The organism is Halorientalis sp. (assembly GCF_028275115.1).
In the GTDB taxonomy this organism is placed as follows: Archaea; Halobacteriota; Halobacteria; order Halobacteriales; family Haloarculaceae; genus Halorientalis.
In genome coordinates this window covers 22,546-35,055 of record NZ_JAQCNH010000069.1, presented here as the reverse complement: position 1 = coordinate 35,055, position 12,510 = coordinate 22,546, and the positions used below count along the sequence as shown (strand labels likewise).

Annotated in this window: 9 protein-coding genes; 2 read left to right on the top strand and 7 right to left on the bottom strand. The window is 65.1% G+C overall.

The window, feature by feature from the left end; all coding sequences use genetic code 11:
• Positions 1-371 precede the first annotated feature (371 nt).
• Positions 372-887, bottom strand: a complete 516-nt coding sequence (locus tag Q0964_RS09645) for a hypothetical protein (RefSeq protein WP_299266554.1) — start codon at positions 885-887, stop codon at positions 372-374.
• 196 nt (positions 888-1,083) lie between these two features.
• Here Q0964_RS09645 and hisI point away from each other — a divergent pair, with 196 nt between their 5' ends.
• Complete coding sequence (gene hisI, locus Q0964_RS09640) at positions 1,084-1,458, top strand: phosphoribosyl-AMP cyclohydrolase (protein WP_299266552.1); 375 nt, start codon at positions 1,084-1,086, stop codon at positions 1,456-1,458.
• Positions 1,451-2,587, top strand: a complete 1,137-nt coding sequence (locus tag Q0964_RS09635) for a DUF7118 family protein (protein WP_299266549.1) — start codon at positions 1,451-1,453, stop codon at positions 2,585-2,587. The genes hisI and Q0964_RS09635 overlap by 8 nt, the downstream gene beginning before the upstream one ends.
• Here the strand turns inward: Q0964_RS09635 and glmM are convergent.
• The 6 genes from glmM to Q0964_RS09605 form a co-directional block, all read right to left on the bottom strand.
• Positions 2,584-3,948 (bottom strand): phosphoglucosamine mutase, encoded by a 1,365-nt coding sequence (gene glmM / locus Q0964_RS09630; protein ID WP_299266546.1) that lies wholly within the window; start codon positions 3,946-3,948, stop codon positions 2,584-2,586. The genes Q0964_RS09635 and glmM overlap by 4 nt on opposite strands.
• Before the next feature lie 41 nt (positions 3,949-3,989).
• Positions 3,990-4,877: a ketopantoate reductase family protein gene (locus Q0964_RS09625; RefSeq protein ID WP_299266544.1), complete on the bottom strand. Its 888-nt coding sequence runs from the start codon at positions 4,875-4,877 to the stop codon at positions 3,990-3,992.
• 9 nt (positions 4,878-4,886) lie between these two features.
• Entirely contained in the window at positions 4,887-5,186 is a 300-nt protein-coding gene (locus tag Q0964_RS09620; RefSeq protein WP_299266542.1) for a DUF7130 family rubredoxin-like protein, read from the bottom strand.
• A gap of 144 nt (positions 5,187-5,330) precedes the next feature.
• Positions 5,331-6,134 (bottom strand): type IV pilin domain-containing protein, encoded by an 804-nt coding sequence (locus tag Q0964_RS09615; protein WP_299266539.1) that lies wholly within the window; start codon positions 6,132-6,134, stop codon positions 5,331-5,333.
• A 190-nt stretch (positions 6,135-6,324) separates the two neighbouring features.
• Positions 6,325-12,072, bottom strand: coding sequence for an LAGLIDADG family homing endonuclease (locus Q0964_RS09610; protein ID WP_299266537.1), 5,748 nt, complete (start codon positions 12,070-12,072; stop codon positions 6,325-6,327).
• Positions 12,072-12,494, bottom strand: a complete 423-nt coding sequence (locus tag Q0964_RS09605) for a PPC domain-containing DNA-binding protein (protein ID WP_299266534.1) — start codon at positions 12,492-12,494, stop codon at positions 12,072-12,074. The genes Q0964_RS09610 and Q0964_RS09605 overlap by 1 nt, the downstream gene beginning before the upstream one ends.
• Positions 12,495-12,510 lie beyond the last annotated feature (16 nt).

Sequence of the window (12,510 nt, the reverse complement as noted above, 5' to 3'; positions counted from 1 at the left end):
GTGAACTCCCCTGCCCTACCGCGCTCGGGGCTGCCCGCCCCTCGCTTGTCGAGGACAGGGCCGCCTGGTTCTGTGTCGGAATTTATCCCCGACGTGGGCACAGGGACTCCGGACTCCGCAGGCGACGTTCCGTCACAGGTGGTTCGGAGTGTCCCCTGCTGAGCGGACACTCAGCCACAACCGACGGTGCGCGCTTCTTTTCGCGTTTGAACACCGTCGGAGACGTGACGGGTGTCGTACTGTTAATATTGACCGTAGGGATAGGAGAGCCATGCCGTGCAGTGAACCTAAACGACGACGACGCTGTATCCCCGCCATACTCACTCGCTCCGCTCGTTCCCTGCGGGCAGAGGCTTAGCGTCTGCAGTCAGCTAAAGCCCGAATCGCTTTCGCGTGACGGTCAGGTCCAGGTAGATCGACCGGCGTTTCGGCATGTCGCTCGGCCAGGCACCGCCGGCAGCCGGGTAGTCCGAGTGGTCGAGAACGAAGTAGTACGGGCCGCTCTCGTCGATAGACTGTCTGGCGCCGTCGTCTTTTGTGCTGGCTTTGTACTGGCCGCCGTCGGTTTCCGTGGCCGTGCGTCCGATGTCGCGGTCGCCAGTCGGCGGTTGCGCTGGGTCCTCGCCGCTGGTGTAGTCGTCGTATCGACCCATCTGCTGTTCGCTGGTGAAAAAGTACACGTCGAAGGGAGCCTGCGACCGGGAGATGTACGAAATCGAACCACCCGGGTCGGACACGTCGGGAATCTCTCTGATCCAGCCAGTCCCGGGTTCAATCCGGACATCACGGCTGACCGTCACGACGACTTCACCACCGCTGCCGAGACAGCCGACGGTCCCGAGAGCCGCTGCGGCTACCCCGCGCTGGAGAAACCTGCGGCGTTCCATCGACCGGACCTCTCTCACGTAGCGATTTCAATCCTCGCACTCGATTATATTTTTTGAAAATTTGGTACGCGTACAGTGTTTCGTTTTGCCGTGCATAATCAATCCTGAAATTCGGGGAGGTTCGGACCCACGGATGATATCGACGGAGAGCGGCGCTGACACAAAGCATATCGGTACCACGGTCACAGGGTGGAGTATGGACAACGCCGACGTCGAGTTAGCCTTCGACGAGCAGGATTTGCTCCCGGCGGTCGCCCAAGACGCCGTCTCGGGAGAGGTGCTCATGCTCGCGTTCGTCACCCGAGAGGCCGTCGCGCGGACTCGCGAGACCGGGCGGGCACACTACTACTCACGCAGCCGCGACGAACTCTGGGAGAAAGGTGCCTCCAGCGGTCACACCCAGGCGGTCGATGAGATTCGCGTCGACTGCGACGGGGACGCATTGTTGTACCGTGTCGAACAGGAGGGCGGTGCCTGCCATACCGGCTATCGCTCGTGTTTCCACCGCACCGTCGACGGTGAAACTGTCGGGGAACAGGTGTTCGACCCCGACGACGTGTACGATGAGTGACGACCCCGGTCCCGACGACGTGGCGGACCTGATTGAGGACCTGGCGGAGACCCACCAGGCTGCCGAGGACACAGAAGCTCGCGTCACGGAGCGCGGTGAGGCCGACCTGAAGACCGTCGCACGACAGTACGACCGGCTCCAGAGCCTGTTCGACACGTACGAGGAGGAGGCGACCGGGGACGGCGATTTCGAGGTCTTCATCCAGTTTCAAGAGGAGATGGGGCGGTTCGTCGACGGGTTGCCGGAGGACCTGTCACATCGCAGGTGCTTCGAGGAGGTCGACGACATCATGCAGCAGCGCCGGCTCAGCGAGTCCGACTTCGAGCGGGCCCGGGACGCCCTCTCGCCGGCCGCCGCCGACGCCGCGCTGCTCGACGAGCGGGACGCGACCCGGAGTCGGTACGGGAAACTCCGGACCCGTGCCGAGCGCCGCGTGCGTGAACTTGACGAACGGATCGCCGACCTCGAAGAACTCGTGGCGATGGGCGAGGCCGATCTTGACGCCCCGGTCGAGCGACTGCGAGCGCCTATCGACGCGTACAACAACGCGGTCGTGGACGCCTTCCGCGAGTTCAAACGCGAGGCAGGGGCCCGCGAACTGCTGGGACTCATCGAGACGACGGCGTCGTTCCCGCTCGTGGACTACCGCCAGCCACCCGCGAAACTCACCGAGTACGTCGAAACCCACCCCCCAGGAACCGAGCCAATCCCCACGCTGTTGAACTACGTCGACTACTCCAAGTCGAAGCTCGACCACTACGTCGAAGACGCCACCGCGCTGAAGACGGCCATCGGCACCAGCCAGACGTACCTCCGGCGACTCGACGGCGGTCCGCTGACCGTTTCCTGGCCGCCGCCGGCCGCCGAGGAACTGCGCTTTTTTGCCCGGGAGCTAGTGCAGGTCACGGGGCGATTCGCGCCGGAAGACGTGGTCGCGAGAGCCCGGACCGTCCGCGCGCTGACCGACCGGGACGACTACGGCCGACTTCGGCGGAGTGCACAGGCTCACGAGCAACTCGACGATGCCGAACGGGAGCGCCTCCAGTCCGGTGCGGTCGCGGCGGATCTCAACGCGACGCGGGCGGCTCGGGAGGACCTGGCGGCGACGCTCTCGGAACTGCCTGACTAGCCCCCGTCGCGGGCGGCGATCATGGCCTCGTGCATTCGTTCGACGAGGGTGGCCGACCGTGGCGGGTCCTGTGACTCGGCGTACACGCGAATCACCGGTTCGGTCCCGCTAGGCCTGGCCAACACCCAGCTGTTGCCGTAGTCCAGGCGGTAGCCGTCGGTCGTGTCGAGGGTTGCGTCTGCGTTCCGCGCGACCGCTTCGACGGCGTCGAGCAGGCGGCGGCGCTCGTCGTCGGTGTCGTACTCCACGTCGGTCCGGAGCAGCCGGTAGTCGTCGTATGGCGCGACCACGTCGCTCACCGACCGGTCGACGAGCAGTTCGAGAAAGCGTGCGGCGGTGTACGCACCGTCCCGAGTGACCCGGTAGTTCGGAAAGAGGATGCCACCGTTGCCCTCGCCGGCCACCGGAACCGACTGGCCGTCGGCCTGGAGGTCGCGGATGCGCGTGATGATGTTCGTACTGCCGATAGCCGTCAGCGACAGGTCCGCGCCGGCTCGGTCGACCACGTCCACGAGTCGCTGGGAGACGTTGACCGCAGAGACGGCCGTGTCGCCGGGGCCGAGCTCCGCGGCGGCAAGCGCCGCCAGCGCCGCGTCGCCTTCGACGAACTCGCCGTTCTCGTCGAAGAAGATTGCCCGGTCTGCGTCCCCGTCGTGAGCGACCCCCACGTCAGCGTCGGCCGTCCGGACCAACCGTCCGAGGGCGGCCAGATTCTCCGCGACGGGTTCCGGGTCGCGGCCGGGAAAGTGCCCGTCGGGCTGAGCGTTGACGGTGACCACGTCGCAGCCGAGTTCACGGAAGATACGAGGACTCGTGAGTGCGCCCGCGCCGTGGCCGGGGTCAAGCGCCACCGTCAGGCCGGCGCTGGCGATGCGGTCACGGTCGACGGCGGCCAGTAACTGATCGACGTAGCGGTCGCGGGCATCGTCGACCCGTTCCGCACGGCCCGTCGCGTCCCAGGCGACCGCGGCGAAGTCCTCTGCAAGCAGGCGGTCCTCGACTCGTTCCAAGGTCCCCCGCGAGAGTTCGACCCCGTCGGCTCCGACCAATTTCACGCCGTTGTACTGGGGCGGATTGTGCGAGGCGGTGATCATCACGCCTGGGACGCCGACCCGCTCGCAGTAGGCCTGCAGGCCGGGCGTCGGGAGCACACCGAGTCGGTGGACGTCCGCGCCGACGCTGACGAGTCCGCTGGCCGCGGCGTCGCCGAGCATCTCGCCGGTGGTTCGCGTATCCCGGGCCAGCGCGACGGCGTCGGCGTCCCAGACGGACCCCGCCGCCTGTGCGATGTTGCAGACGAACTCGGGGTTGAGGTACTCGTTTGCCACCCCACGAACGCCGCTGGACCCGAAGATTTCCATCACGAAACCCTCCGGACGGCGACCCACTAAACCTTTGCAACTCATCTGAGGTCGCGCGCCCGTTCCCAGGCCCGGAGCAGAGCCGCCATGGTCCGGTTGACCGGCGCGTCGGTCCGCTCTGTGACGGCCCCGTTGATCGCGTCGACCTCCGTCCGGCACTCGGCCAGCACGTCCTGGTGCATCGAGGACGTGTTGTCGGCCGTCGCCGCCGCGACCCGCCGGACGGCCGCAGTGGCCGCCTCGTCGGACAGGTCGACACCGGCCTCACGCGCCGCCCGGGCCGTCTCGCGTGCAGCCGTCACCGCCACCTCACTGGCTGGGTCGTCCAGCACCCGGCCGTTCTCGACCCGGGCGAGCGCCGTCGTCGCGTTGATTCCGGCGTTGACCGCCAGTTTCTCCCACGACCGCCGGGGCATGTCCGTCGCGACCGTGGTCTCGAATCCCGCGTCGTCGAAGGCCGCGCCGACCCGGGCGGCGGACTCGGACTCGCCACCCGCCCGCGGTCCCAGCACGACCTCGCCGACGCCGGTACAGGTGACCCGGCCCGGTTCCGAAAGCACCGCGCCGTACGTACAGGTCCCCGCGAGAACCGGGCAGTCGAGACGAGCGGCCAGCACTGTCTCGTTGTCGAGGCCGTTCTGCAGCGAGAGGGTAGCCGCCGGACTACAGTCGGTCAGTGCGTCGGCGGCCGCCACCGTATCGTACGCTTTGACCGTCACGACCGCCAGTTCCGGCGCGGCATCGGCCGGGACCGCGGTTGCGGCCGCCGGGCCGACGTGACACTCGAGTTCGCCGTCGACAGTCAGGCCCTCGGCGTCGACCGTCGCGACGTGGGGGTCCCGCCCGACGAGGGTTACGCGGTGTTGTCGTGCGAGCAGGCCGCCGACGAGCGAACCGAGGCTCCCGGCTCCGAACACGAGGACATCCACGGTCGCCGGTCAGTCCTCGGTCCAGTAATAGATGTCCTCTTTGGGCGCGTCACAGGTGGGACAGGCGTCGGGGATGTCCTCGTTGATGTCGCCCATTTCACCACACTCCCAGCAGCGCCACATTAACTCGGCTTCACCCAACCCGTGGCCGGAGGTGACGTGTTCCTCCGAGAGGCCCTCGATACCCTGGTCGAGGGTCACATAGAATCCGTGCTCGTCGAACCCGCGGATGCGGCCCAGTTCGTTGCCGTCGTCGTCGTACACCGTCTGCCCGAACGACGGCGTGGTACGCTCTGTCGTGTTACTCATACACACTGACCTCTACCCGGTGGATAATTAAATCTGCGGTCAGGGGTGGAAACGAACGACCACCGGGTGTGCCTGCGGGGGCAAAACACGGACACCGACCGGCCGCTTGCTACCGGTTCTGCGGTCTGCGCGGGCGGGACGTCGTCAACGCACCCTGATCTTTCCAGACTGTGTCACGTCGCCGTTGACGTTCACCGACGTGGTGTACGTGCCCGCCGCCGTCGGATTCTTCACCGCGTCGTACCGAACGATGATCTCGTCGTCACGTTTGACGTTGTAGTTGCCGGTAAAGCCGAGTTCCAGCGTTCGCCCACCGTTGCTCGCCGACACGCTCTGGAGGTCGCCGCCGACCGACACGTCGATGTCCGGGTCGTCGTCTCGGTCGAATCCGACGGCGACTACGTCGTCCGCCGTGACGCCCGAGGCGTCGGCACCCGACCCCGACTCGTACGAGATGGAGATCTCGTTGAGGGAGTTACCGACGGTTCCGGAACCACTGTAGTATTCGACGTCGTACCGGATACCGTGCGTTGTTCGGGCGCCCGGCTTTTCACGACCGGCGGCGGTGAGACAGTCCCCGTTCCCACCGTCGAACTGATCGACCTCGTATATCTGTTCGGAGTCGTTGGCCAGGAACGTGACCGCGTTACGCGGCGGCAGTCGCACCGTCTCGCCCGCGTCAGTCTTTCCGTTGCCGTCGTCGTCGATTAGCACCCGCTGGTCGCCTGCCCGGTAGAACACGAGTCCGCCGTGGGACCCGTCGGCGACGACGTACGTAAGCGAACAGCCGTCGACGTTGAGGTCAGTCGTCCGGAGGTCGACCGTCGGCGCCCCACCCGGGTCGTCGGCCATCGTTTGAAACATCGCGAACCCGACCGCGGAGAGAATCAGGACTAACCCGACGAGCAACACGGTCCCGAGTACAGGGCTGATGGCTCTCTCCGCCACTGTCGTACTGTTGGATTGGAACCTGTTGAATGTATTTCATAATTGAGGATGTCGCGCTACGAAAACTACCGACGGCGCGGTCGCAGTCCGGAGCGGTGGTGCGGCGTCCGATTCCCGCCGCCGGTAACCGCTCTTAAAAAAAGCTGTGACGAAACCTCCGGTTACTCGCGCTGCTCGCGGTTGTGACGGGCTACATGAAGTCCCCGATTCCGCTCTGTTTGTTGTTGTCGTTCTCGAAGATGCGTTCGATTGACTGTTTCAGGATTTCCAGCCGCTGTGTCGTGTACTCCCGGGTCCCGTACTCCTCGGCCACTTCGAGAGCGGTGTCGATGTACTTGGTCACCGAGCCGTGATGAACCGTGAGGGTCATATCGCCGCCGCAGTTCCGGCAGTCACCGGTCAGTGGGACGCGGCGGTACTTTTCACCACAGTCCAGACAGCGAGTCTCCTGCTGTGAGAACGCCCGCAGGTTGCCGATGATATCGGGTAGAAAGTGGTACTCGATGACCCGTTCTGCCACGTCGGTCTCGTCGACGGCCCGCAGCTTCCGGGACAGTTCCAGCTGGGCGTTCATTTTCTTCATCATGTCGTCAAGCGTCTTGTACGCCGATAGGTCCGGACCGAGCGCGATGTTGCTCGTGTCGTGGCTGTGCCGGAAATCAGTGTACTCGCGGTCCGTTCCCAGGTGTTCCTCGGCGATGGTCATGATGTCCGCGACCGCCTCGGGGTCGGCCATCTCACGCGTGGCCTCGTAGAACTCGCGAGGATAGCGATCCATCACGTCCATGTTGTGGGCCTCGTCGTCGATCTCGGTCGGGTCGATTCGGGAGGACATGACCAAGGGTGCGTCCATGGAGTTGTGTGCGTACAGCCAGTTTGCCGTAAAAATCGGATCGCCGCCGACCTGCAGATCGTAGAGATAGCCGTCGTAGTCGACGCGGTCAACGCTTTCGACGCGCAGATACGAGAGATCACCATCAACGAGCGGACGGAGATCGTCGAGTCGCTCCGCCGCGTCGGCGGGCAGGTCCACGGATTCGAGTTCCCTGACGATCCCGCGGAGTTTCTCCAGCGAGATGTTCGCCCGGCGTTTCAGGTATTTCGGGATCAACTGTCTGACCCCGTCGATTTCCATCTTCCGGATCTCCATCAGCGCATTCGGTATCGAGACGACCAGACTCTTCGGGTAGTAGGGTTCATCGCCATCGAGGATCCGATGGAGTGGGTTGTTCGTCGCACCGCCCGAAACCGTGATCGTGTAGATGTCCTGGCGGTTCCCGTCACGGTCGGTCTGTTCGGAGATGTCTGCGACGAGACCGAGACGGTGCAGGAGGAATACGATGCCGTCCTTTACCTCGTCGCTAGTGGTATAAAACGTGACCGTCGTGACGTTGTCGTCGGTCTTGTCACTCCCGTCACCCGCGACGAGTCCCCGGAGGAACGAGCGGACGACTTCCCGCGGTGCGTCGAGAATACAATCCGGGACGACCTTCTCGCTCGAATCGTACGAGTCGGCGTCCTCGAACCCGAGATCGTACAGTACGTCGCGGAAGACGGCCGGGAACCGGAGTTCGTACGCCCGGTTCGACCACCGTCTGCCGGGTTCGTGTCCGAGGGCATCCTCGATGATCTCCGCGGCTCGGTCGATACGGCCCTCGTCGGCGTTGTTGATCGCCGGACAGACGCTCGAGGTCGTTCCCTCGGCGGCGAACAGGCCGAGAAGCCACGCGAAGTCCTCGTCAACTTCGATGGTTCGAGAAATCCCATCGGAGGCACCTGGTCGACCGATCTCCGTTGTCTCCGGGAGTTCGAACTCGCCGGCCTCGAGGATCGCCTCCAGCGTGTCGAGAGGGATTTTCTCCTTCGAGAGTCGGTAATCCAGTCCACCAGCAGGTGGCTGGTGGTCGAGACCGGTGAGGAAAGCCGCGCGTTCGTCACTTCCAGCCGTCCCCAACTCCCAGACAGTCCGCAGGAGGTCTTCGACGTGGTCGTCGATGACGACATACGGCTCGTCGACACACTCGGTTACGTCGATAGTCGTCCGCTCGGTCTCGACGTCGAGTTCGCGGGGCGCGACGACGAGGTCGCCCGCTTCGAGGTCCCCACCGGCTACCTCCTCGATTCCGTCGTCGTATCGGAACAGACTGTGGTGTTCGGTGATCGCCAGTGATCGACCGAACTGCGTCTCGATTTCGACCAACGACTCGTCGTCGTCCGCCCGGTACCTGATCGCTTTCTCAATTGGCTGGAGTGTCGCCTCGTGGTTCTCGTCGAAAGCGTAGGTCCGCCAGCCCTCGGCGTAACAGGTCCGCTTCCGAAACTTCCCGTCGACCTCCAGCGGCGATTCGAGTTCGCTCCAGAACTCGTCGAAGGTCAGGAACCGGACGTTGTCCTCCGGATCGACGGCAACGAGTCGGGAGTCCTCAGCGACGCTCCCGCCACGCTTGTCGGGCAGGTACTTCTTGCTGAAATTCAGGAGGCCATCGAGCAGGAGCATCACGCAGTCCTCGTCGCCGTCACACTGGGCAGTGAGAATCCCGTTCGCGACGACCCGGTTCGTGTCTGCAACCGTGAGACAGTACGTGTGTTCGACATCGGACGGGCGGAACTGGACCCGATCTACTACTTCAACGTTCGTACCGCCGTCACCGACCGCTTGGGGCGTCGCAGTCGCTGGTTTTTGCTGATCGCTTCCGTCCACCGGAATCGCGTCGCCGGGTTCGAGTTCGTGCGCGCGAACGGGCCCGACACCGCCCGTCCACCGAACCATCTCGTGGTCCGGCGTAACGGTAAGCGACCGTCCGGTCTCGGTTTCGATCTCGACCAGATGATCGGGTGCGGGGTGTTTCGAGACCGCCTCGACACGCTTTCGTACCCAGTTCCCATCGTCGTCGAGTGACTGGACGCGTACCGCCTCGTCGAGTTCCGTGAACTGGACGCCGAACTCGTCGGTTTCGGGGTCGTCGAATCGTCGCTCGACGAACTTGGCGATGGATACATCCCGGAGTCGCTCGCCCTCGTCTTCGTACCGGATTTCGGTCTCCGGATGGAAGCAGTTCCGTCGTTTCGCGGCGTGAAAGTACGGATGCGCGTATCCGACCGCAGCTGACGTAAATCCGACAATTCGGCCAACTGTCGCCGCGCTGGTGTGCGGTGCCATCCCGAAGACCAGTTCGCCGACGAGGTCCTGTCGGTCCCCGACGTCGTAGAAGGGGTCGAGACCGTAGTAGGACTCCAGCAGGTCGTCGACGAAATCGGCCGTCTTGAGCATGTGTTCGGCCGCACCGTCCGAGAGGACGACGTCCTGCACTTTGAGTTCGACCAGTTGATCGTCGTGGCGTAGGCGTTCGCCCTGCATGTCTTCCTCGTAGCCCAGTTCCCGGAACTGGTCGGCAGTCACGTCGAGTTCTGCGGGGCGGACGGCGGTGACGGGAAGGTCGGTCATGTCGTAGCGGACAGTGCCGTCTTTGAACGCCGAGACCCCGTGCTTCGCTCTGAGAACGCCTTTCTCGATAGGTTCGGGCGTCTTCGTCTTCGAGGAGAGTCCCTTGACGCCTTTGACGATGTCGAAGGCGTTCTCGCGGAGGCCCACCGCCTCGAGGGCGTCCTGGAACTGCTCGCGAACGCTGATCGTCTTGTACTGGACGGGTGCGGCCAGCGATTCACAGCGGTGGCACTCGGCCCGGCCCGCAGAGTCGGGTTCGACCTCGACATCGCAGTCCCGACAGACGTAGACGGCGTCGGTGACGCCGTTGCAGTCGGGACAGCGGGCGTGGTACGTCCGGGTGCCACAGTCGCCACACTCCCGGCGGCCGACCTGCACCTCGATTTCGCCCTGTGTCCCCTCGACTGCGTCGCCGGCGTCGGCGGCTTTGGATATGTCACGCTGGTTACCGCCGGCCTCGCCGATAGGGAACAGCGTGTGAACCGCCGGCGAGAGTTCGCGGGATTCGGACTTCTCGGGTCGGCCCATCCGATTGCCGATGCGGGTCGGTGCCCGTTCCCGGATCTCGAAGGGCGCGACGGCGTTGACCGCGCGGCTAGCGTTGTCGCCGTCGGCGTACTCCCGGGCCGAAGTGGGGAGGTCGTCGGGGTCCCACCCCCCGTCCAGCCGTTCGGTGAGGCCAAGCGACAGGACGAGCGGTTTCCAGTCGGGGACGACCAGTCGGTCCTCGTCCTGGTGATGGTCCACGAGGAGGCTCTCGAGGACGCCGGCCACGTCGGCGTCCGCGGCTTCGGGTCGGGGGACGACCAGGTCGCCGTCGGTGGGGTTGCCGGCGTTCCGTTCTGTAACGGGCCGCGGGTCGTCCTCGCTCTCCGCTCGCCTCTCCGAAGCGGTTCGACTGGCCTCCTCGCTCGCACCGTCGGCCTCCGCGACGTGGCCGTCCGCCACGGCTGCCGCCAGCCGTTCGAACTCATCGACGGACACGTCGTGCCAGCAGTAGGTGTACTTCGAATGTAACGGTGCGCCGTACTCCGTTGCCCACTCGATGGCCTCGCCGGCGTCGGGGTCGGCGAGGTCGACCTGGACGGAGTCACGCATCGCCTGTACGTCGGCGTCGGTGGCTGCCAGGTCCTGCTCCCACCACTCGACGGTGTAGGAGGCCGGGGCGAGCGGGTGGTTGTTCTCGACGAACTCGCCGTAGTTGACCAGATACTCCCCGAGGTCGAGGATGGCTTCGACACCGTTGCGAACTTTCAGAGCCTCCTGTGGGTCGTCGATACGGCGCACGTCACCGTTGGCCAGTCGAACTGTCGGGCCCTCGATACTGTCGACGGGGACGACGCCCGCGGCTTTGCCGGGCCGTTCGGTCTTGATCTGTGTCCCGGTCGCGAGAAAGTCGTCGACCAGGTGCATCGTGGCAGGGTGGACACCCGCGGTTGCGAATCCGTGGTTGCGCGCCCGACCGTATCGCAGTCGGAACCCCCCGGGTTCGCTCGGGTGGGTGAACACCGGCCGACCGGCGATGAGGTCGCGCAGGAACTTTTTCGAGGGGTCGACGCGGGGCGGGCCCGCCGGTTCGTCGGCAGCCTCATCGCCGGTTTCGTCGTCGGGGTCGGCATCTTCGGCTGTCTCGGCCTCGTCGCCGTTGGCCTTACCGATGGTGCCGTCGATGAGGTCCTGCAGCCAGGGCCACTCTACCTCCTCCAGGTTGCGGGTGTACCGCTGGATCTTCGGGGCCTTCAGGGCGATTCCCTCGGCGAAGACCAGGCACATCCCGCCGCGGGCGGAGTTGGTGTCGACCCGTTCGAGGTCGCGGTACCCCGACACCTCCTCGTCGCCGGTGGCCTCCCCGTCCAGCATGATCGGCATGTGTTCGGCGATGAATTTGCTCTCTTTTTCCTTGGGGGAGTACTGCAGGCCCGTCTCCTGATCGTAGAGGTCGACCTCCTCGGCGTACCGGCCGATCTCGTCGTTACGGGCCCTGAACTCGTCCATCCCAAGCAACGAGCGGGCGTAGTCCGCGACGAGCACGGACAGAGCCTGTGCGGTCCCGCCCGCAGACCTGATCGGGCCGGCGTAGTAGACGTTGACGAACGCCGACCCGTCGTCGTTCTCCAGCACTTCGACGCGGTCGATTCCCTCGATGGGGGCGGCGACGACCCCCTCGGTGAGCAGGGCGACGGCGGTCCGGACCGCGCCCTCGATCTTCCCCGCGTCGCTGTCGTAGTCGCCGACGGTGCCGTCGACGAAGTCCGCGACGAGTTCGAGCGCGGCTTCCTCGCGGCTCATCTCGCCCTCGAGTTCGCGAACGCGCTCGGCCACGCCGTCGATTCCGAGGATGTTCTCGACGCGGTCGGCCATGTCCCGGGCCGTCGGAATCTCCACGTCTTCGGTGGGGTCGCCGCCGCGCTCGCGGGCCGCGGTGGCGACCTCGAAGGCGTCGTCGAGGCCGGCTTCCAACCGCTCGAAGTACCGCTCGTCTGCCTCCCGCATTACAGCGGCCAGAGGTCGAGGTCGGTCGTTTCGTCGTGTTCCCGGTCCAGTTTCGTGTCGAACTCCCGCAGGTAGAGTTCGCCCGCAAACGTCGTCGCCTCGTCCAGATGCCCAGCGACGACCGAACCGTCCTCACGTGAGAGTGTCATGTGTGTGTGCGCGAAGCGGTCGCCCTCTAACCACGAGACGTTGCCGACCGAAGGAACGACCTCGAACGGTTCGTCGAACTCGACGGCGTCGTACTCCTGGACCTCCTGGTCGTAGAACAGTAGCGTCGCGTCCTGCACCGCGCCCAGTCCGACAAAAAAGGCCGCATCGATGCCTTCCTCGGCGGCGAACTCCTCGATCTGACTGCGCCAGCCGACGCCGTGGTCGAGTCGGGCAACGTACTCCCGGGCACCCTCGACTTCGCGATAATCCATGTAGGTCCACACAATG

Bases quoted from the DNA above. Each gene is read 5' to 3' on its own strand.
- Q0964_RS09605 (WP_299266534.1), bottom strand. From the start codon at position 12,494: ATGGATTATCGCGAAGTCGAGGGTGCCCGGGAGTACGTTGCCCGACTC.
- Q0964_RS09620 (WP_299266542.1), bottom strand. From the start codon at position 5,186: ATGAGTAACACGACAGAGCGTACCACGCCGTCGTTCGGGCAGACGGTG.
- Q0964_RS09635 (WP_299266549.1), top strand. From the start codon at position 1,451: ATGAGTGACGACCCCGGTCCCGACGACGTGGCGGACCTGATTGAGGAC.
- Q0964_RS09645 (WP_299266554.1), bottom strand. From the start codon at position 887: ATGGAACGCCGCAGGTTTCTCCAGCGCGGGGTAGCCGCAGCGGCTCTC.
- Q0964_RS09610 (WP_299266537.1), bottom strand. From the start codon at position 12,072: ATGCGGGAGGCAGACGAGCGGTACTTCGAGCGGTTGGAAGCCGGCCTC.
- hisI (WP_299266552.1), top strand. From the start codon at position 1,084: ATGGACAACGCCGACGTCGAGTTAGCCTTCGACGAGCAGGATTTGCTC.
- glmM (WP_299266546.1), bottom strand. From the start codon at position 3,948: ATGGAAATCTTCGGGTCCAGCGGCGTTCGTGGGGTGGCAAACGAGTAC.